This is a genomic window from Rhodococcus sp. NPDC055024, assembly GCF_053608585.1.
Genome location: NZ_JBSGVT010000004.1, coordinates 258829 through 279250, shown reverse-complemented (window position 1 = coordinate 279250; position 20422 = coordinate 258829). Strand labels below are relative to the sequence as shown.

Below are 20422 nucleotides of genomic sequence, written 5' to 3'. Positions count from 1 at the left end.
AAAGATCGTTGTATGGCAACAGCTGCTCAATGGATCGAAGGCGCGAGGCCGCGCACACTCCCGAACGCGATTGCGCCCGTGCTGGTCGGCACCGGAGCCGCGGCATCCCTGGACCTCGCAGTGTGGTGGAAGGCGCTCCTGGCACTGGTCGTCTCCTTGGCTTTGATCGTCGGGGTGAATTTCGCGAACGACTACTCCGACGGAATCCGCGGAACGGACGACGACCGCGTCGGGCCACTGCGCTTGGTCGGATCGAAGTTGGTCAGTCCCGGAGCCGTGAAGGCCGTAGCGATCAGCTGCTTCGCCGTTGCCGCGGTGGCCGGGTTCGTTCTGGCGGCGACCACAGCGTGGTGGCTGGTCGCGGTCGGCGTGTTCTGCATCATCGGCGCCTGGTTCTACACCGGCGGCAAGAAGCCGTACGGATACAGCGGGTTCGGCGAGATCGCCGTGTTCATCTTCTTCGGGCTGATCGCAGTGCTGGGAACTCAGTTCGTGCAGGCCGAGCGGGTCGATCTGGCCGGGCTGGCCGGAGCGATCGCCATCGGCTCGTTCTCGAGCGCAGTGCTCGTTGCCAACAATCTTCGCGATATCCCGACCGACACCGAGTCCGGAAAGATCACTCTCGCAGTACGGCTCGGCGACACGAAGACCCGAACACTGCACGTGATCCTGCTGGCCGTTCCGTTCGTCGCGACCCTGCTGCTGATCCTGCGCACTCCGTGGGCATTGCTCGGATTGCTCGCGTTGCCACTGGCAATCCGAGCCAACGCCCCGCTGCGTTCAGGCGGGCAGGGAATGGCCCTGATCCCCGCGCTGCGCGACACCGGACTTGCCATGCTCGTCTGGGGTGCCGCGACCGCAGTTGCGCTCAGTCTCGCCTGAACGTCGACGCACTCAACGGTTGTCGGGGACGAACGCGCTGAGCAGGAAGTTCACGATCGAGATGATCAGCGCGCCCCAGACTGCCGTCCAGAAGCCGTCGACCGTCAAGCCGTAGGACGTTCCGGACGAGATCCACGCCGTCAGCATCAGCATCAGGGCGTTGATCACGAGAGTGAACAGTCCGAGCGTCAGGATGAGCAGCGGTAGCGAGAGAAGCTGTACTACCGGCTTGATGAAGGCGTTGACCACCGTGAAGATCAGGGCGATCACCGCGATCACGAGAACCGTGCCCCAGGTGCCGTTGTCGTGGTTGGCGATCGTGATGCCGGTGACCCACGCCGACGCCAGCCAGATGGCTATGCCGTTGATGATGAGACGTGCCAGAAATGTCATGTCTGAATGCTGGCACATCCCTCCCGTGCATGCGGAACCGTGCCGAATCTAGGCCGCGCGATTCATCTTCGCTTCCAACCGCTCACGGATCACCGACATCGTGACCTGCGTTTCGAGGGCCTCACGGGTGGGTCCGTCGGCGACACGCAGGATGCCGAGCAGGATGTGTTCGGCGCCGATGCGATTGTCCTTGTGCGCGAGCGCTTCACGGAGCGAGAGTTCCAGCACCTTCTTGGAGTCCTTCTCGAATCGTGAACGAGGGAACCCGAATCGGCTCTTGCGAGAAGTGTCGACGCCGTCTGGCACAGGAGTCTCGTCCAGCACACCTTCGCCGAAGGACTGCTCGAGACTCTCCCGAACCGCATCGAGATCGATGCCGATCGACTTGAGTATCTCGGCGTCGTCGTCGAGCTTGTTCGAGCTACCTTCGTTCGAGCCGGCGCCGGCGTGGCGGATCACGTCGAGCGTGACACCAGACTCGGCGAGCACCTCGGTGGCGATGCCCCGATCAGAGGTGAGCAACGCGGTCAACAGTTCCATCGGAGTGACAGGACCGGAGCCGGCGACAGCATCGACGACGACTCCCCTCGCCTGCGCGGAGAACCTTTCGAACATGGCACTTACCTGCCCTTCTCGCGCAATGAACGCAGCATCGATTCCGATTGCGCGGACGCATATTTCTTGTGGACGGCTTGACGGCTGACCTCGAGGGTTTCCGCGATTGCCTGCCAGGACCAACCGTGACGACGCGCATTGGCGACCTGAATGGCCTCGAGTTTCTCGAGTAGACGTCGCAGCGCTCGAACGGCACGCAATCCCTCGGCGGGATCCGGGCTGCCGGCGGCAGCGGCGAGAGAGGTTGCTTCGGTCATATTGTCAATCTAGATTGACATTTCCTTACTGTCAACCAAAATTGACACCGTCATGTCAGTACGCGGCGACCGCCCCGTCCACCGCCAACTGCAAGTCGGCCTGCACAGCTCGGGCGATATCCATCGGCTTGTCCGGAAGTTCGATCACGGGCATCCCGACAAAGACGCTCGCAGCCTTGACCTCGCCAATCACCCGGCCGTAGTTGATGCCGATCGACACCAAGGCCGGCGAGCATCCCAACTTCTCGGCTCGGGCGACGATGTGGCCGATACCGCTGTTGACATGCTGCAGCCGCGTCGGATCCTCGGTATTGCACGTCCCCTCCGGGAAAATCGCCAGACAATCCCCGTTGCCCAGGCGCTCGGCCGCGACGTCCATCATCACGCGGCCTGCATCCGAAACAGCGCGGAGGCCGTAGTTCTTGCTGCGAAAAACCGGAATGCTGCCCATCATGTCGACCTTCTTGCGCTGCGAAGGGTCAACGAAGAGTTCGTCTTTGGCGAGGACCCTGGTCCGTCCGATCGCTCGCCGCAACGGAGTACGCCACGCGGTCGCGGCGAGCGTGAATTGGTCGCTCTCCGTCAGATGATTGACAGCCACGACCAATTGGGTCTTGCGTTCGAGCAGAGTCTTCAGCGCGGCTTCCGCACCCGGCGCATACTTCACCCGCGGGCGGTACTTGAGCGCCAATGCGGCATAGGCGAGCTTCGCCACAAACCGGTTCTGTTGATGACTGCGGTAGTACTCGTACACAGCCTCGTAGTTGTCGAGTGAAACTTCAGGATTGCCCATGATCCGCCCTCGCTGGAGAAGTGCCCCTTGGACAAACGATACACAACCTACGGTTGCGTAGGTTTGTGTTTCACATGGCGTAGCGCTGGGAGAAACGCGCTTCTCGAGGTAAAACGGTTTGTGTGATCCGCTCGGCCATATCCACCGACCTACCCGCACTGCAACAGATCGAGATCGCCGCGGGCGAACCGTTCCGAGATATCGGGATGGACGCCGTCGCCGACGATCCACCGCCGACGCTCGACGAGTTGAACGATTTTCTCGCAGCCGAACACATCTGGGTTCAGACCGACGCAAACAACATCCCCGTTGCGTACGCACTCGTCGAGATCGTGGACGGCGGCGCACATCTCGAGCAGGTTTCCGTTCACCCCGACCATGCCCGCAAAGGCCTCGGAGCCCAGCTGATCGATGCCGTCACCGAATGGGCGGCGGACAACCATCACGATCTCGTGACTCTGACGACCTTCGTCGACGTCCCGTGGAACGCGCCGTATTACGAGCGACTCGGATTCGTGCGCCTGGCCGAGAACACACTCTCCCCCGGCCTCATCCGCATCAGAATGGTCGAGCAGTCATCCGGGCTTGACGCGTGGCCGCGCGTGACGATGAGCCGCCCCGCCCGCGGTCACATGTCAGCAGTGCAGAAGTACACGGTTCAGGAGTATGCGGTTCAGGAGTACGCGGTTCAGGGGTTGGCGGTCCACGCACCCGAACGCACGAACTCGTCCAGCACCGCCGTCGGGCCGAGCAGGTCGATCCCCTCCGACGCCACCCATTCGTCGTTGTAATACGTGCCCGAGTAGCGCTCTCCGCCGTCGCACAGCAGCGTGACGACGCTGCCGCTGCGTCCGGCGGCCATCATCTCCGCAAGCAACGCAAAAGCCCCCCACAGGTTCGTACCCGTCGAGCCACCCACTTTGCGCCCCAGTGCGGCGCTGGCGTGCCGTGCTGCCGCTATCGAGCCTGCGTCCGGCACCTTGATCATGCGGTCGACCACCTGACCGACAAACGACGGTTCGACGCGCGGACGGCCGATTCCCTCGATCCGGGAGCCGCGAGTACCGACGATCGACGGATCGCTTGCTCGCCACGCGTCGAAGAACACGGAGTGCTCCGGGTCTACAACGCACAGTCCGGTGTCGAATTTCCGGTAGCGAAGAAAACGGCCGATCGTGGCGCCGGTCCCACCCGTCCCGGCTCCGACGACCACCCAGTCGGGAATCGGATGTTCCTCGTGCTCGAGCTGAGTGAAGATCGATTCGGCGATGTTGTTGTTCCCGCGCCAGTCCGTGGCGCGCTCGGCGTGGGTGAACTGGTCCATGTAGTGGCCGTTCAACTCATTCGCGAGCCGATGCGATTCCGAGTAGATCGAGGACGGATCGCTCACGAAATGACAACGTCCGCCCTGCGCCTCGATCAACGCGATCTTGGCGGGACTCGTGCTCGCAGGCATTACGGCGACAAAATCCAGGCCGAGCAACTTCGCGAAATACGCCTCGCTGACAGCCGTCGAACCGGACGACGCTTCGATGACGGTGGTCTCCTCGGTAACCCAGCCGTTGCAGATCGCGTAGAGGAAAAGCGACCGCGCCAGGCGATGCTTGAGGCTCCCCGTGATGTGTGTCGACTCGTCCTTCAGATAGAGCTGGACGGTCCAGTTACTCGGCAGCGGATACCGCAGCAGGTGAGTGTCCGCGCTGCGTTGCGCATCGGCTTCGATCAAGCGCACCGCGTTGTCGACCCATTGACGAGACGTCCGACGGTCGACGTCGAGCGACTCCGTGGTCACCGGCCGTCTCCACGCAGCTTGGAGCGAAGATCGTCACGATCGGACCGACGCTGGGCGTCAACGGCCGCGATGCCCGCATTGACACGCTTGCGCAGTTTCGCGAAGAGCAGCAGCGACAGCGGCAGCGCGATCAGAACTGCGAACAGTGCCGCGACGACCAAGGGAACGTCGGTGCCGGCGAGCTTTCCGCCGCCGATGATGATGGCACCGATCACGACGACCAGCAGCAATCGGGCGACCGAGTACAGCACCACGTCGCGGGCCAGTTGACCCTTGGTCACGGGCCCGGCGGCCGACTTTGCGTGCCCAGAGTTTGCGGAGGGTTTACTGGCCTTGACCGGCTCAGAAGGAACATTTTCGGGGTTTTCAGACAACTGACTCACCCTCTCAGGTTACCCATTCCGAATACCGGTAGCACTGAGCCCGCTATATCCATTTTGTCCTTTACTTAAACATTACTTTGTCTTGAAAGATCGACTACCCGGCTATATCTGTGCAAACATTGCGCTACCACTCAGAAAACGGTCGAATGTGAACGAAGGACTTCGAAACAAACTCGACGCAGGTTTTTGGCAACTGCTCGACACACCGGTTCGGTATCACTGTTCAGAGTCACTGTTCGACATCAACATGGAGGACCTCACAATGAGCGCACCAACCTTCAATACCGCCGCAGACGCACTCATGACGCCCGGACAGGTAGCGGCATTGTTTCATGTCGATCCCAAGACCGTGACCCGCTGGGCACACGCAGGACGACTCGGCTCGCTTCGCACACCAGGGGGACATCGTCGATTCCGCGAGACCGAGGTCATGCAGCTTCTGCGCTCGCTGACCACGGAAGCGGACCACAACTGAGCATTCTCAGCTCACTTCGAAGTACCTGCACTACCCGACAGATACAGCAGTACCCGACATATCTTCGCAGTACCTGACAGATACAGCACTGACGCACTGAGCCGAAAGACTTGTCCGCACCACTTCTGGTGATGCGGGCCGGAGACTGAGTAGGCTCGACCTCAGTTCCTTGAGGAGGTGCGCCGTGCTGTATCTGTTGGCGTTGGTGGGTTTGGTGACATTGATCGTTCTGATGTGGAAGGCATTCGGGCCCGATCCGTCGACGCGTGCCCCGGTGAGCGGCGTGCGCGGGCCGGACGACGATCCCGAATTCCTGTGGAATGTGAACCAGCAAACACGACGCAAGCGCACGGAAGGGCCGGACGTACCGCCGACTGACACGTCGACGTAGCGTCCGGGCTCACCCGGCTACCCGATTACCGCCCTGAGAAGCCGAACGGGGAGGCCGGAAAGTCCTGCGCAACCACCGCAGCCAACTCCAGCACCGCTTCCCGAGTATTAGGACGCAGCCGGTCCAGATCGATTTCTGCGCCCTCTTCCAAATGCGGGTCGAACGGAATCAGCCTCACCGCTCGACAGCGCTGCTCGAAGTGCTCGACCACCCGCGGTAGATCAACCTTGCCCGAGCGGGGCCGCACCGCGTTGATGACGGCCACGGACGTGGTGACCAGCCTGCTGTAACCGTGAGCGTCGAGCCAGTCAAGAGTTGCGGAGGCGCTACGCGCACCGTCGACAGATCCAGAACTGACGACGATCAACGAATCTGCACCCTCGAGGATGGCCTGCATCGCCGAATGCATCAAGCCGGTGCCGCAGTCGGTCAGGACTATGCTGTAGAACTTCTCGAGCATGTCGACCGTGCGCGTGTAGTCGACGCCGCTGAATGCCTCCGAGACTGCTGGATCACTGTCGGACGCAAGCACTTCGAGTCGGTGCTGGTTTTGCGATGTGTAGCCTCTGACGTCGCTGTACTTCTCGATACTGTTCTCGTCACGCAGCAGGTTACGCACAGTTGCCGGCGTCTCGAGCGGGATTTTCTGACTCAGGGTTCCCCGGTCCGGGTTTGCATCGACTGCGACGACGCGATCGCCGCGAATCGATGCAAACATCGATCCCAGCGTCGCAGTGGTCGTTGTTTTGCCGACGCCACCTTTGAGACTGAGCACCGCAACCTTGTAGCAGCCCTGCAGGGGCTGGTTGATCTGGCGCGTCAACTCGACGACATGCTGATCCTTCGCGCCGTTCCCGAGGTTCACCGATCGGCCGGACATCGTGTATAGCGCTTTGCGCCAGCCACCGGCCGGGGCGGGCCGGACAGGCTTGACGAGGAGCGCAGCCGAGAGGTCTTGCGCCGTCATCGGAAGAGCCGGATTGCCGGGAGCGGGGTTGAATCCGGCCTGCTGTATCGGAGGATGAACCGGTGCCACCGTCGGCGGAGCAACCTGCATCGCCTGCCCGTTCTGCGGTGCGTGGCCGTTCTGCAGCGCTTGACCGTTCTGCAGCGGATGACCATTTTGCTGGGTGTGGCCGTTCTGCACCGGCGCAGCGCCGGGATGACCGAACTGCCGAATCATGGAATTGGGCGGATGCACGCCGGGCGAAGAAGGCGCCTGCGGTTGCTGGAGCGGTCTCGCGGTCGGGCTGGGCTGGTTCTGAACAGGCTGCACGTTCTGAACAGGCTGCACGTTCTGAACAGGCTGCGAGTTCTGTACGGATTGCGGAGCGGCGACTCGTGAATCCCGAACCGGCCCCGCACGATTCGCGGGTTCGTAGGTTTGCATCGGCATCGCGGGCGAGGTCGAGAACTGGCCGTTGACGGGGCCTGGCTGTGCTTCCGGGTATTGGATGACCGGAGTTTTAGGGCCTGGCGCAGGCGCCGGCGGAGCTGCCGGCGTCGTCAGCGGCGGGTGGGCGGGGGATGCACTGGGCGGGTGGGCGGGGGATGCACTGGGCGGGTGGGCGGGGGATGCACTGGGCGCCTGGCCGCCTACTTGCTGGAGCGGACCGGAGTCGACCGGGGCCACGAAGAGACTGCGAACATCGCTGGGAACCGAGTCGGATGACGGCTCGGGCGCGGATGCGCGCGGCTCGCGCCGCGTCGGCTCGGCAGGACGCACCGGCTCCCACAATCCTGCTCCGGCGTCTTCAATCTTGTCGGCCATCTCGCCGTTCCCCCTCGTCGATCCCACAGCTACCAGACAGCTAGTTATTCACCGAGCTGCATCGTAGCTGGTGCCGCCCCTGACCTACCTACCGGTAATACCTACAGACCGGTCGGCAGCCACCCACGGTACCTCGAGAGGATCAGTTGAGTCCCGCGTAGGAGTGCAAGCCCGAGACGACCATGTTGATGATGAAGAGATTGAACAGCATCGCAACGAAACCGGCGATGTTGATCCAAGCAGCCTTCGTCTCCCTCCACCCGGACGTTGCCCTCGCATGCAGGTAGGCCGCGTAGATCACCCAGGCGATGAAGGACATCGTCTCCTTGGGATCCCACCCCCAGAAGCGTCCCCACGCAGCTTCCGCCCAGATGGCACCGAGGATTACGCCTGCGCCGAACAGCGGAAACGCGATGATCGTGCTCTTGTACGCCAAGCGGTCGAGAGTCTGGGCGTCCGGCAGTCGCTCTGCAATCCGGCCGCCGATGCTCGTGCCTTCGTCACCGGGCGGGAACTTCAGTCGCAGCAGGAACAGGAGGCTCGCGATACCGCCGATCATGAAGATGCCGGAGCCGACGCTGACGATCGTCACGTGAATCGGAAGCCAGTACGAGCGCAGCGCCGGAACCACAGGAGCCGCGTCGGCGTAGAGGACCGTGCCGGCGAGGAACATCAAGATCAGAACCGGCACCAGCAGGAATACCCACATCGGACGGTACGCCGGCTTGATCAACAGGACGTGCCCGACCAGCAACGACGCCGCACACGCCATCGCCACGAACTCGTACATGTTGCCGAGCGGGAATCGTTCCGTCGCAAATCCGCGCAGCACGATCGACGCGATGATCAGCACCGTTCCGACGACCAGGACAGCTCGGCCCATTCCGCCGAATCGCTCCGAGAGCGACTTGGTCGGAGTCTCCGTGACTCTGCCCGGCACGGAAGCGTCGACTCCGCCGGCCGAGACCAGTTCCTTGTCCTGAACCGCCTTGGCTCTGGCCGACGCGTACTGCACGATGAGCAGCACAAACGCCAGAACGAGCACGGTGAAGGCGGACTTGAAGGCCCAGTCGCTGTACTGCGCGAGTGTCTCGTTGGTTGTCATCGGGCGTTCTCCTGCGCGTGCGGTTCAGTCACCGCGGTGGTCGGATTGCTTTTCAGCAAGCGGTCGGCGAGGCGGTCGAACTCGTCGCCCCAGCCTGCGTGGTCGGTGCGGGCAAGCCCACCAAGTTCTACTACAGTACGTCGTTCGTCATCTGGATAGATACGCGCCCAGACGCGGCGACGCTTGATCACGAGCGAGACGAGCAGCCCCGCCATCATCGTCAACGCCGAAACCAACACCCATACCTGAGCGGGATCGTGGGAGACCTGAAGGTTCACGAAGTCGACGGCACCGTCGAATCGCACCTGGGTTCCGTCGGCAAGCGTCGCGCTCTCCCCCGGGAAAAGGTTGACCCGGTCCTGCTTGAGCAGTCGACCCTGATTGATCAGTTCGGTGTTGAGTTCGAACAGCGATTGCGGGTTACCGGTATCGAGTCCGGTGTCGCCCTTGTAGATGTCGATCGCGACGGCCGGATCGTTCATCGCCGGGTAACTCGACGACAGAAGGTTGCCGTGGAACAGCGCGGTGGGCGCGAACAATCCTTCGATGGCAATCTGATTCTTCCGACGCTCGTCCGCATCCGGATACATACCGCCCGGCGGGTCGAACCGCATCGCGCCACTGCTCAGGAACGTCGTGGCGTCGTCCGGACGCCACTGAAGCGTCTCGGTGCGGGTCTCACCGTTCGGGAACGTGACGGTGAACGTCGGCGCGTATCCGTGTCCCTGCAGGTACACACGATCGCCGGCGATCCGGAGCGGGTGGTTCACCTGAATGGTCGTGTCCCGCCAGGTATCGGACTCGAGGTCGTCGCCTGCCTGGTACGAGATGTCCGAGGTGAACATCTCGGCCTGACCGGTCTCGAGGTAGTCGGCCTGGAAATTCTTCACACGGACACACAGCGGAGTCATGCCGGTGCCGTCGAGGCTCAGGCCCGCGACGAACGAGTCGAACACCGCCGGCGACGTAGTGCAGAACCCGGGGCCGTCGTTGGCGATGACGATGCGATTGCCCTCGTAGCCGAACAGCTTGCCCGCGGCGATCGCGATCAGCAGTCCGACCAGCGACAGGTGGAACACGAGGTTGCCGAACTCGCGGAGATATCCCTTCTCCGCCGAGATGGTGATCTCACCTTCGCGGCGCGATTTCGTATCGCCGCGACGCGTTTCGACGCGCCAACCACGCAGTTCTTTCGACACACGGGCGGCAAGTTCGTCGGGAGTCTCGCCGTCCACGACGCTCGTGGTGTGGTGTGGCAGACGAGCGAGGTTACGCGGCGCATTCACCGGACGGGTGCGCAGTGCCTTTGCGTGCTCCACACAACGCGGCAGGATGCAGCCGACCAGCGAGATGAAGAGCAATGCGTAGATCGCGGTGAACCAGAAGCTGCTGAACACGTCGAACAGTTCGAGGCGGTCCATCCACGGGCCGAGCGTCGGACGCGCGGCGATGTAGTCGGCGACCTTGCCCTCGTTGAGGGTTCGCTGTGGCAGCAGGGCACCGGGGATCGCAGCGAGTGCGAGGAGGAACAGCAGAACCAGCGCGGTCCGCATCGAGGTGAGCCCGCGCCAGGTGTTGCGCCCGAGTGCAACGACTCGACCGATCACCGACTGCTTCGGCAGCACGGGTGTCGGGTTGTCGTTATTGTCGTCAGCTGTCATATCGGCAGCGTCACCTCCGAGATAAATGCGTCGCGAACCCAGCCGACGAACTGGTCCCACGCGCCTGTGACGAGGGCGATTCCCACTGCCACCAACATGATTCCGCCGAAAATTTGAATGGTGCGTGCATTACGACGCAACCAGCCGACGCCGGTCAGCGCACGCGCCGACCCCAGCGCCAGAAAGATGAACGGCAGCCCGAGTCCGATGCAGTACGCGACGATCAACGTGACACCGCGCGCGGCGGTCATCCCGTCGGTTCCCGCGGCTACGGACATCACGCCTGCCAATGTCGGTCCGAGGCATGGCGTCCACCCCAGCGCGAACACTCCCCCGAGCAGCGGCGCCCCCACCAGCGACGACACACGACGCGGTTCGAAGCGAACGTCTTTCTGCAGCGCCGGGATCAGTCCGATGAACACCAGGCCCATCGCGATCGTGACCACACCGCCCACGCGCATCAGGACCTCGCGGTTGACGAGCAGAGTCGAGATCACGCCGAACACCGACGCGGTGGCGAGAACGAAGACGACGGTGAAGCCGGCGACGAACAGTCCGGCCGCACCGGCGACCCTCAGTCGACTGCTCCGGGTGATCGTCCGGGTCCTCGCCTCGTCGGCGGTGATCGCGGGGGCGTCGGCGCCGACGACGCCGGCGAGGTAGGAAAGGTAGCCGGGAACGAGCGGCACGACGCACGGTGAAGCGAACGACACCAGACCGGCGAGCACGCAGGCGCCGAGGGCCAGCAGCAGCGGACCGGACGACGCCGCGTTCTGAAACGCTTCGCCCACACCGGCACTCAGTGTTTCGCTGCCGGCCAGCAGCGTGGTGGTCGTGGTTGTCATCTCTACTGCGCGTCTTCCTGAGCTACTCGCTGGACGACGGGCAGCAAATCCTCGGCGAGAAGTTCTTGGAGAAATACCGCGGCGACGCGGTGCTGGCGATCAAGGACGATCGTCGTCGGAATGACCGACGTGGGGTAGCCCTTGCCGAGGGCGATCAGCGAGCGCATCGACGGGTCGTAAATCGACGGGTACGAGACCTTGTTGTCGACCACGAAGTCCTGCGCCTTGTTCTTGGTGTCGTCGCGGACGTTGATACCGAGGAACTGCACGCCGGAATCCTTGGTCTGTTCGTAGACCTGTTCCAGATCGTCGGCTTCGGCCCGACACGGTCCACACCACTGACCCCAGACGTTGAGGACGACGACCTTGCCCTCGAAGTCGTCGACGCCGACCTTCTGGCCTTCGTTCATCAGGTCGGGCCCGGAGAGGTTGCCGATGGTGCCTCGGTCGGACGGCGGATCGTAGAAGATCTTGGTTTGTCCGCCCGGTGAGACGAAGTCGAAAGTTCCGCCCTGTGCGACGGCGTCGTCGCCGGTCGCGCAGGACGAGAGAAGGAGCATCGCGGATGCAGCGGCTGCCAGTGCTGCGGCGATGCGGCGCGAAATCATGCTCCTGTCACTCTCGGGTCGGAGGCGCCGGCGGGTTCGGAGTAGACGATGTCGACCAAGGTGTCGCCCTCGTAGACCAGCGACGTCAACGAGGCCAGACCGCACTGACGGTGACGGGGGTCGTGCCAGAGACGCTCCCCCTGCAGGAATCGACGCAGAGTCCAGACCGGAAGCTGATGGCTGACGACGACGGCTTCGTGTCCGACTGCCGCGACGCGTGCGGCGTTGACGGCTGCCAGCATGCGATGGGCGATCTGCAAGTAGGGCTCGCCCCAGGACGGGGTGAACGGGTCACGCAGTTTCCACCAGTGACGCGGACGCGAGAGCGCACCGTCACCGACAGCTACCTTGAGGCCCTCGAATTCGTTGCCCGCCTCGATGAGGTTCTCGTCGGTGACGATGTCGAGCTTGTGCGCCTCGGCGATCGGAGTCGCGGTTTCCTGTGCGCGCTGCAGCGGCGACGCGACCACATGGGTGATGTCGTGATCGGAGAGCACGGATGCGACCGCACGAGCCTGGGCCTCGCCCGCCACCGACAACCGGAAACCCGGGAGCCGTCCGTAGAGGATCCCGCGCGGGTTGTGAACTTCACCGTGGCGAAGGACGTGGACGATGGTGCGGGTGGACGTGTGGTCGGGGTGATCGGCGTCGGTCACAGTCGAGGGTCCTCGCTGAAGATGATGGATGTCGGAAGCGTGCGGGTGTTCTGGAACTGGAACGGATCAGGGCTTGACGGCAGCAGCTGCGGCCTTGGCTGCGTGAGGCATGGCGTCGGCGATGATCGAGAATGCTCGATCGTCGAGTGCTGCGGAGACGAACCACGCTTCGAACGCGCTCGGCGGCGGGTACACGCCGCGGGCGAGCAGCGCATGGAAGAAGGCGGGGAATCGCCAGGTCTGCGCGGCTTTGGCGTCGTCGTAGTTGGTCACCGTGTTCTCGGTGAAGAACACGCTCACCAAGGTGCCTGCGTACTGCACACGGTGTTCGACGCCTTCGGCGGTGAGGGCTTGGGTCATGAGGTCGCCGAGGGCGGTCGCGTTCCGGCCGAGCTTGGCGTAGACCTCGGCGTCGGCGGCGCGCAGGCTTGCGAGTCCGGCAGCGACGGCAACAGGATTACCCGAGAGGGTGCCTGCCTGGTAGACGGGACCGTCGGGTGCGAGGTGGCCCATGATGTCGGCGCGGCCGCCGAAAGCTGCGGCGGGCAGGCCGCCGCTCATGACCTTGCCGAAGGTGTAGAGGTCGCCTGCGACGTTGTCGATGCCGTACCAACCCGAGGCGCTGACACGGAATCCGGTCATCACCTCGTCCATGATCAGAAGTGCGCCGTGCTCACGGGTGAGACGACGCAGGCCCTCGTTGAAGCCGGGGAGCGGCGCGACGGCGCCCATGTTCCCAGCGGCAGCTTCGGTGATGACGCACGCGATGGCGCCGGGGTTGGCGGCGAACGCCGCGGCCACTGCCTCGAGATCGTTGTAGCGGACGACGATGGTGTCTTCGGCTTGTGCGCCGGTCACACCGGGCGAGGTCGGCAGTCCGAACGTCGCGAGGCCTGATCCGGCGTCGGCGAGAAGGGCGTCGACGTGGCCGTGATAGCAACCGGAGAACTTGATGATCTTGGTGCGTCCTGTGAATCCGCGGGCGAGGCGGACTGCGCTCATCGTGGCTTCGGTTCCGGAGTTGACCAGGCGAACCCTTTCCACGGGCGCGACGCGGGCGACGATTTCCTCGGCGAGGGCAACTTCGCCTTCCGTCGGCGCACCGAAGGAGAGACCGCTGAGCGCGGCTTCGCGAACGGCTTCGACGACTGCCGGGTGAGCGTGCCCGAGAATCATCGGACCCCAGGACGACACCAGGTCGACGTAGTTGTTCCCGTCGACGTCGGTGAGGGTGTAACCGGACGCCTCGCGGATGAATCGTGGTGTTCCGCCGACCGAACCGAACGCACGGACGGGCGAGTTGACGCCACCCGGAATCACGTTGCCGGCACGTTCGAAGAGCCGAGCGGAGTTCGTTGCATGCACGTCGGGATCACCGGAAGACACAGTCACGGCTTCCAGTGTCCCAGTTCTGTCGAATCTGACAACGACAGGGTGTAGGACTTCGGTGCTCGAGGCGAGTTTTCCGGTCGAACCGGACCTCACGTGAGACGATTTCGGGCATGAAGCGACTGTTGACGACGCTGATGGTCTCGGCTGCGATTCTTCTCACATCATGTGGTTCGGACGCTTCCAATGACAACAAGGCGACAATTTCGTCGCCGCCAAGCGCAGCGGAGTCGGTTGGAACCACCGCGGCGACGAGCACCGAACCCGCGTTTCTCGGCGGGTGTTCGGCCGTGTCCGTTTACGTTCAGCAGCGTGTTCAGAGCGGCAACACGTCGACACAGACGGCGGGAGCCGACTTCCTGAAGATCGTCGAGAACGACCCTTCGTACCAGGCTATGTCCGAGAGCGAGAAAGAACTCTTCCGTCAGGGAATCGAAGCGGGCGCCGCAGGCTCCTGCTGAATGTGAGGGTTGGGATCGAACCGGGTTGCCCGCGGTGCGCTACGCGCTATCGTCGGTTCCATGGCCACCACAGCGGACCACCTCAGGACAACACTCGACGGACGCTGGCGGGAGGTGCGTGAGCGCGTTCGCGGCGAATTGAACGACGAACGTTTTGCTCCGCACTACACACCCAACACCGCCATAGCGCGTTCCAAGGCTCTCGAACAGATGCGGGTTCTAGCCGATCTCGGCTACGCCGCAAACGGTTTCGCGGTATCTCACGGCGGGACGGGCGACGCGGGCGGCGCCGTCACCAGCATCGAGATGCTGGCGATGTCCGACCTCTCGCTGATGGTCAAGGCCGGCGTTCAGTGGGGATTGTTCGGCGGCGCCATCGAAAACCTCGGTACCGAGCGTCATCACCAGGCGTACGTCAAACCGCTGATCGATCTGGACCTACTCGGTTGCTTTGCGATGACCGAGACCGGTCACGGCAGCGACGTACAAGAACTCGAGACCACGGCTACGTACGACGTCGAGACGGGCGAGTTCGTCGTCAACTCCCCCACTCCGTCCTCGCGCAAGGACTACATCGGCGGCGCTGCACAGCACGCCACCGTCGCGGCGGTGTTCGCTCAGTTGATCACCGGTGGCGAAAGCCAGGGCGTCCACTGTTTTGTCGTGCCGATCCGCGACGACGCCGGCAACGACCTTCCCGGCGTCACGACGTCCGACTGCGGGCTCAAGGGTGGACTACCCGGAGTCGACAACGGCCGCATCGTCTTCGACCAGGTCCGCATCCCGCGTGAGAATCTACTCAACCGTTACGCCGACGTCGCCGAGGACGGCACGTACAGCTCGGCTATCGAGAACCCGAACCGTCGCTTCTTCACGATGGTCGGCACGTTGGTGCGCGGCCGTGTCACGGTCGGTGGTTCGGCGGCAGCGGCCGCCCGCGTCGGATTGGCCATCGCCGGTCGATATGCCCTGCAGCGCAGGCAGTTCAGTGCTCCGAAGAGTGAGGACGAGGTTCTGATCATGGACTACCTCGTCCACCAGAAGCGTCTGCTGCCGTTGATCGCCCGCTCGTACGCTCTGCAGTTCGCACAGAACGAACTTGTCGCCGCGATGCACGACATCCAGAGCAGCGACAACCCGGATCCGCAGGAGCAGCGTGAACTCGAAGGTCGCGCCGCCGGACTCAAGGCCGCCAACACATGGCATGCCACGCGGGCCATCCAGGAGGCACGCGAAGCATGCGGCGGCGCAGGCTATCTCGCGGAGAACCGTCTCACCGCACTCAAGGCTGACACCGACGTGTTCACCACGTTCGAGGGCGATAACCACGTTCTGACGCAGTTGGTCGCCAAGGAACTGCTCACCTCCTACGCCGACGAAGTACGCGGCATGAGCCCGGTCGACTGGATGCGCTTCGCCGCTACGACGGTCTCCGACGTGGTCAAGAAGCGCACGGCGGCGCAGCAGATTCTGCAGACGATCGTCGACACCCGCCAGGACAACGAAGAGGACGGCAGCCTCTTCAACCGCGGCACCCAGATGAAGATGTTCGAGGACCGCGAGGAGTACCTACTCGCTACTGCGGCAAGGCGATTGCAGGCCGCACAGAAGCGCGAGGAGAACCCCTTCGACGCGTTCAACTTCGTGCAGGATCACGTGCTCAAAGCCGCTCAGGCACACATCGAGCGTGTCATCCTGGAAGCGTTCGTCGCCGGTATCGACTCCTGTGAGGACGAGACCACGAAGGAACTCTTCGGCGAGGTGTGCGACCTCTATGCACTGTCCGTCATCGAGGAGGACAAGGCCTGGTTCATGGAGCACCGGCATCTGTCGGTGGAGCGTTCGAAGGCCGTGACGCGCGGAATCAACGAGCGCTGCCGCACCTTGCGTCCGCACGTCGAGACGCTGATCGAAGGGTTCGGCATTCCGGACATCCTGCTGGGGTCGGCGATGTTGGACGGACCAGGTACGGACGCGGTACGGCTGAAGTAGACGGTCTGAAGTAGATGGTCGGGTGGGGTCGGCAAACGCCGACCCCACCACACTCAGTGCGCTGCTGCCTTTTTGGACTGGCGTGAGGCGAGCAGTCCGGTCAGGCCGAGTGCCGCGACGAGCCAGATTCCCAGAACGAGCAGGTGCGGTCCGGCACCGTTGCCATCGAAGTAGATGGACGTTCAATATCGCAGCGATCTGCGCGACCATGTTCTCTCCCGCGTCGTACAGCCGCCGGGCGCGGGCGATTTGATCGTCGGTGAGCTTCGGGGGCACCCGCCTTTTCTGCCGCGCGCCCGCGCAGCGGCCAAGCCGTGCCGCGTGTTCGCCGCAATCAGCTCACACTGAAACCGCGAGTACCGACAGCATCCCGAACATCGCCCGCTTCCTCGGACGATGTGTCGATTCCCTGCTCGAGAACCTTCAACTCGATCCCGCGCCCGCGCAGCTGCGCCCCGCAGGGTGATCAGATGAAGTACTGAGCGGCCCAACCTATCGAGGCGAGTGATCACCAACGTGTCCCAACCCGCAACCGCGCCGTAACGGCATCAAGTTGCGGGCGCGATGCTTTCGCACCTTCCGGAATGGTCCATGCGGATGTTCGCGGCATAGACACCGGCCCGTGTCAGGGCATCGACCTGTTGAGAATTCTGATTTGCGCTTGAGACTCGTACGTAGCCGAACAGCTTATGTCGAAAACTACTCCAGTTAAAGGCTTTCCGACAAACATGGAGTTGCCGGCATCTACCAGAATCAGCCGGGAGAGCACACTCGGAGCATCCCCGGGTACGTGCCATCCCTGCGGCGGCAATCAGGGGACTGGACGTTCGCTCGCCTTCTGGCCTGCTGCTTACACAGACCGCGATGACGATCCGCAAGGATCGCATGTCCGGTAAGCGAACACCAACGGAGTACCGATGTGCTGAAATATCGATGATGCACAGGGGTAGCTGACAACGGTTCAGCGCCCTCGACAGAGGACGGCTGATGCGATGACAGAGACCGGCATGAAGCGGATTGGCGTGGTCGAAGATCACTCCGCGGTAGTACTGGGAGTCCAAGCGATGCTCTCTGGACAGCCCGATTTGGTAGTGGCTGCGTCGGCTGCCACGGTCACAGACCTGCTGAATCAGCAGATTCCATTGGATATCGTGCTGCTCGACCTGAGACTGGCCGACGGTTCCTCCCCGACTGCGAATGTCGACATACTGCGGGCGGCTGGACTGGAAGCGTTGGTGTTCACCGGTGCCGAAAACCCGTATCTGGTCAGGTTGGCAGCGAAGGCCGGTGTGCTGGGTATTGTCCGCAAGTCGGCGCCGACCGAGGAGATCATCGAAGCCATCGCCGCCGCCGCCGCCGGCCACCCTGTGGCGACCACCGAATGGGCCGCCGCCATCGACGGCGATCCGGACCTGTCCGACGTCGGGCTCAGCCCACGGCAACAAGACGTCCTCACCTTGTACGCCTCCGGAGAGAAAGCCGATCGCGTAGCGCGGATGACCGGGCTGACTCCGAATACAGTCAACGACTACCTCGCACGGATCCGCACAAAATACGCCGACGCCGGCCGGCCGGCGCGAACGAAAACAGACCTCTTCAAACGCGCCGTCGAAGACGGCTGGCTTCCGGTTCCAGAGCATCCGATCCGATGACCCGTCAGTCGCTTCGCCCTCCACAGAATGCCGTTCGGACGGAAGACACCGACCGGATCTTGCGAATGTTCGCCAGGTTCACCAGCATCGGATACGTCGCATACCTGGTGATCTTGTGGCCATCGATCACCGAACTCGCTCCGCGAATGGCTCCGTGGTGGACGCCGATCATGGTCGTTGCTGTGTTCGGGTCCGGACTCATCCCCGGCGCGCTGTCGTTTCGAACCGAGACGCAGGCGATGCGCGCCGCCGCTGCCTTAGCGGCGACGGTGTTTCTTATCGCGGTGGCCACCTGGCCGGCAGCGTGGAACGGACCGGACCTCCCCGCCAATGATGGCGTGTGGCTCGCCGCGTTCCCCGGTCTGGCAAGCCTCGCCGCTGTACTTGTCTGGTCGACACCGGCCGCATTCGTTCACCTGGCGATCGGGTGCACGGGTGTACAGCTGATCAACCTCGTAGCCCGCGACGGCGCGCAATCAGGGATGTTGGTCCCGGAGATCGCCTTCGCGATCATGTTCTGCACCTTGTTCGTCGGCGGCGCCGCGATGGCACTACGCACCGGGAGGGTCCTCGATGCCACCACCGACGAGACATACGCCGCGGCAGCTGACGCTGCCGCCCAACGTGCTCGTATCGTCGAGCGTGAACGTTTCGACGCGCTCATCCATGACAGCGTGCTCTCGACGCTTCTGGCTGCCTCACATGGGCAGCCGCATTCTCTTCTCCGCGACCTCTCCGAAACAACGCTGGCGGAACTCGACGATCTCCGTATCGGAAGCGAACCAGCACAACCGTTCTCACTCGAACACGCACTTGTCCATCTGAGGACCGCGGCCACCGACGCCGACGCCCAGGCCAGGTTCGAAGTCATCGACACCGCTGCCGCGTCGTTGCCGTTCCTGCCTGCCGAGTGTGTTCGCGCACTGGGGTCGGCATTGTCCGAGGCCCTGCGCAACTCTCGCCTGCACGCCGGACCTGATGCACTGCGAACGGTCACCACGGCAGTGACCAGGACCGGCGTCCGAATCGAGGTCGCTGACAACGGGTCCGGCTTCGTTGCTTCCGACGTCGCGCCGCACCGACTCGGCATCACCGTCAGCATCCTCGGCCGCATGCGCGCCGTCCCCGGCGGATCGGCACACGTGGATACCAGCCCCGGCGTCGGCACGACAGTACATCTGGGGTGGGAATCCGAATGACTCACCACGACAACGATGTTCACGATGTTCGAGAGTTGCTCGGTCTGCGCACCATCGCAGCGAAAACCGTCGTCACCGCGTTCGTGGCGACGTTCGCTCTGGTCGCCTGGTCCACGAATCCACCCGGAGGTGGATGGTTCGAGTTCGCAGCCTGGATCGTCGTCAGTATCGGCGCAGTGGGCCTCATCGGGGTTCCGGGCGATCCGCTTGCGGCTCCGGCTACCGCATACCTGACGCTGTCCGGGCCGATCGCGGTCAATCTGATCTTTGTCGTCGTCCCCGTTCCGATCGACGGGCTCCTGCAGTTGTGGCCCCTGGCGGCGTCGACGGCGATCTACACCTACATGTGCGTCCGAGGCCGCACTGCGTGGGCGTGGATCGGTATGGCTGCCGTCCTGGCCAGTTGCATGCTCTGGGCGGAGCGGACCGGTCAAAGCGCCGCTTACGGGCTGTCGATGTCGGCGATTAACCTCGCACCGCTACTGATGGCAACCTTCTTCGCCTGGACCATCCGGCCGGCCGCACGCGAGATCTTTGCCCTCCGCCGACAAGCGACGTTGCGCATCGCCGCCGAAGCAGCCGACACCGCCGTTCTCGACGAACGCGATGCCCAACTCACACGCTTGGATGACCTCGCACGACCCCTCCTCGAACGCATCACCGAAGCCGACCCACTGACCGGCCAGGAACGTCTCGAATGCCAACTCCTCGAAGCGCACCTACGCGACACCTTGCGAGCGCCGACCCTCGCCGTCCCCCACATCGCTGCCGAAGCGCGTGCGGCCCGCACACGCGGCGTCGAGGTGATCCTGCTCGACGACCACGCCCTCGACACCGCACCCGAAGAAGTGCGAGACCGCGTCATCGCCGCCGCCGCGGACGCCCTCACTCGCGCACGATCCGGGACACTGACGATCCGGATCCTCCCACCCGGGCGAGACGTCCTCGCCACCATTGTCCACAGCACCCGCGACGGCATCGTCCGAGTCGAGTACGACCCGGACGGTCAACCGCTCGCCCCACGTATCTGATCGGGTCTGCTTGCTGATAGCGGCTGTGCCACCATTTTTGGGGTCTGTGCGCCATCGATCCATTCGACTAC

The 20422-nt window shown here is 63.5% G+C and carries 23 protein-coding genes; 10 read left to right on the top strand and 13 right to left on the bottom strand.

Annotated features, from left to right (window positions below):
* Positions 1-12: 12 nt before the first annotated feature.
* On the top strand, positions 13-882 hold the full coding sequence (locus ACWF6P_RS12130; protein WP_452621158.1) for a 1,4-dihydroxy-2-naphthoate polyprenyltransferase: 870 nt from the start codon (positions 13-15) through the stop codon (positions 880-882).
* A 12-nt stretch (positions 883-894) separates the two neighbouring features.
* Here ACWF6P_RS12130 and ACWF6P_RS12125 read toward each other — a convergent pair whose 3' ends face one another.
* The 4 genes from ACWF6P_RS12125 to ACWF6P_RS12110 are packed head-to-tail and all read right to left on the bottom strand — an operon-like array spanning position 895 to position 2940.
* The gene (locus tag ACWF6P_RS12125) at positions 895-1275 is read right to left on the bottom strand and encodes a phage holin family protein (protein ID WP_003941998.1); all 381 of its coding nucleotides are present in this window, start codon (positions 1273-1275) and stop codon (positions 895-897) included.
* 48 nt (positions 1276-1323) lie between these two features.
* Positions 1324-1890, bottom strand: a complete 567-nt coding sequence (locus tag ACWF6P_RS12120) for a Clp protease N-terminal domain-containing protein (RefSeq protein ID WP_378638215.1) — start codon at positions 1888-1890, stop codon at positions 1324-1326.
* A 5-nt stretch (positions 1891-1895) separates the two neighbouring features.
* Entirely contained in the window at positions 1896-2147 is a 252-nt protein-coding gene (locus ACWF6P_RS12115; RefSeq protein WP_230812121.1) for a helix-turn-helix domain-containing protein, read from the bottom strand.
* A 55-nt stretch (positions 2148-2202) separates the two neighbouring features.
* A complete protein-coding gene (locus ACWF6P_RS12110; protein ID WP_452621157.1) occupies positions 2203-2940 on the bottom strand; it encodes a lysophospholipid acyltransferase family protein in 738 nt (245 codons plus the stop codon).
* 122 nt (positions 2941-3062) lie between these two features.
* Here ACWF6P_RS12110 and ACWF6P_RS12105 point away from each other — a divergent pair, with 122 nt between their 5' ends.
* Positions 3063-3731, top strand: a complete 669-nt coding sequence (locus tag ACWF6P_RS12105; protein WP_452621156.1) for a GNAT family N-acetyltransferase — start codon at positions 3063-3065, stop codon at positions 3729-3731.
* On the opposite strand, the gene ACWF6P_RS12100 is transcribed toward ACWF6P_RS12105, so the two are convergent.
* The gene (locus ACWF6P_RS12100; protein WP_452621155.1) at positions 3629-4732 is read right to left on the bottom strand and encodes a PLP-dependent cysteine synthase family protein; all 1104 of its coding nucleotides are present in this window, start codon (positions 4730-4732) and stop codon (positions 3629-3631) included. The genes ACWF6P_RS12105 and ACWF6P_RS12100 overlap by 103 nt on opposite strands.
* The gene (locus ACWF6P_RS12095) at positions 4729-5115 is read right to left on the bottom strand and encodes a DUF4229 domain-containing protein (protein ID WP_452621154.1); all 387 of its coding nucleotides are present in this window, start codon (positions 5113-5115) and stop codon (positions 4729-4731) included. Before ACWF6P_RS12095 ends, ACWF6P_RS12100 begins: the two co-directional genes overlap by 4 nt.
* Before the next feature lie 262 nt (positions 5116-5377).
* Between ACWF6P_RS12095 and ACWF6P_RS12090 the strand changes: the two genes are divergently transcribed.
* Together ACWF6P_RS12090 and ACWF6P_RS12085 are read left to right on the top strand one after the other, a co-directional pair.
* Positions 5378-5590 carry a BldC family transcriptional regulator gene (locus ACWF6P_RS12090; RefSeq protein WP_230812117.1) on the top strand — a complete coding sequence of 71 codons (213 nt, stop codon included), beginning with the start codon at positions 5378-5380 and terminating at the stop codon, positions 5588-5590.
* A 184-nt stretch (positions 5591-5774) separates the two neighbouring features.
* Positions 5775-5981 carry a hypothetical protein gene (locus ACWF6P_RS12085; protein ID WP_060939066.1) on the top strand — a complete coding sequence of 69 codons (207 nt, stop codon included), beginning with the start codon at positions 5775-5777 and terminating at the stop codon, positions 5979-5981.
* 25 nt (positions 5982-6006) lie between these two features.
* Here the strand turns inward: ACWF6P_RS12085 and ACWF6P_RS12080 are convergent, their stop codons facing one another.
* The 7 genes from ACWF6P_RS12080 to hemL form a co-directional block, all read right to left on the bottom strand.
* Positions 6007-7275 (bottom strand): AAA family ATPase, encoded by a 1269-nt coding sequence (locus tag ACWF6P_RS12080; RefSeq protein ID WP_452621242.1) that lies wholly within the window; start codon positions 7273-7275, stop codon positions 6007-6009.
* A 619-nt stretch (positions 7276-7894) separates the two neighbouring features.
* Positions 7895-8857 carry a c-type cytochrome biogenesis protein CcsB gene (gene ccsB / locus ACWF6P_RS12075; RefSeq protein WP_378447152.1) on the bottom strand — a complete coding sequence of 321 codons (963 nt, stop codon included), beginning with the start codon at positions 8855-8857 and terminating at the stop codon, positions 7895-7897.
* Positions 8854-10518 (bottom strand): cytochrome c biogenesis protein ResB, encoded by a 1665-nt coding sequence (resB, locus tag ACWF6P_RS12070; protein ID WP_452621153.1) that lies wholly within the window; start codon positions 10516-10518, stop codon positions 8854-8856. The genes ccsB and resB overlap by 4 nt, the downstream gene beginning before the upstream one ends.
* Entirely contained in the window at positions 10515-11363 is an 849-nt protein-coding gene (locus ACWF6P_RS12065; protein WP_283304941.1) for a cytochrome c biogenesis CcdA family protein, read from the bottom strand. Before ACWF6P_RS12065 ends, resB begins: the two co-directional genes overlap by 4 nt.
* 2 nt (positions 11364-11365) lie before the next feature.
* Positions 11366-11971 carry a TlpA disulfide reductase family protein gene (locus ACWF6P_RS12060; protein ID WP_378447150.1) on the bottom strand — a complete coding sequence of 202 codons (606 nt, stop codon included), beginning with the start codon at positions 11969-11971 and terminating at the stop codon, positions 11366-11368.
* A complete protein-coding gene (locus tag ACWF6P_RS12055) occupies positions 11968-12627 on the bottom strand; it encodes a histidine phosphatase family protein (protein ID WP_378447149.1) in 660 nt (219 codons plus the stop codon). Before ACWF6P_RS12055 ends, ACWF6P_RS12060 begins: the two co-directional genes overlap by 4 nt.
* 66 nt (positions 12628-12693) lie before the next feature.
* On the bottom strand, positions 12694-14019 hold the full coding sequence (hemL, locus tag ACWF6P_RS12050) for a glutamate-1-semialdehyde 2,1-aminomutase (RefSeq protein ID WP_452621152.1): 1326 nt from the start codon (positions 14017-14019) through the stop codon (positions 12694-12696).
* A 110-nt stretch (positions 14020-14129) separates the two neighbouring features.
* Here hemL and ACWF6P_RS12045 point away from each other — a divergent pair, with 110 nt between their 5' ends.
* From ACWF6P_RS12045 to ACWF6P_RS12020, 6 genes are all read left to right on the top strand, one after another.
* Complete coding sequence (locus ACWF6P_RS12045; protein WP_452621151.1) at positions 14130-14477, top strand: hypothetical protein; 348 nt, start codon at positions 14130-14132, stop codon at positions 14475-14477.
* 60 nt (positions 14478-14537) lie between these two features.
* Positions 14538-16469: an acyl-CoA dehydrogenase family protein gene (locus ACWF6P_RS12040; RefSeq protein ID WP_452621150.1), complete on the top strand. Its 1932-nt coding sequence runs from the start codon at positions 14538-14540 to the stop codon at positions 16467-16469.
* A gap of 174 nt (positions 16470-16643) precedes the next feature.
* Positions 16644-16817, top strand: coding sequence for a hypothetical protein (locus tag ACWF6P_RS12035; protein ID WP_452621149.1), 174 nt, complete (start codon positions 16644-16646; stop codon positions 16815-16817).
* Between the two features lie 644 nt (positions 16818-17461).
* A complete protein-coding gene (locus tag ACWF6P_RS12030) occupies positions 17462-18121 on the top strand; it encodes a response regulator transcription factor (RefSeq protein WP_452621148.1) in 660 nt (219 codons plus the stop codon).
* Positions 18118-19320 (top strand): sensor histidine kinase, encoded by a 1203-nt coding sequence (locus ACWF6P_RS12025; RefSeq protein ID WP_452621147.1) that lies wholly within the window; start codon positions 18118-18120, stop codon positions 19318-19320. Before ACWF6P_RS12030 ends, ACWF6P_RS12025 begins: the two co-directional genes overlap by 4 nt.
* On the top strand, positions 19317-20351 hold the full coding sequence (locus ACWF6P_RS12020; RefSeq protein WP_452621146.1) for a hypothetical protein: 1035 nt from the start codon (positions 19317-19319) through the stop codon (positions 20349-20351). The genes ACWF6P_RS12025 and ACWF6P_RS12020 overlap by 4 nt, the downstream gene beginning before the upstream one ends.
* Positions 20352-20422: the final 71 nt, after the last annotated feature.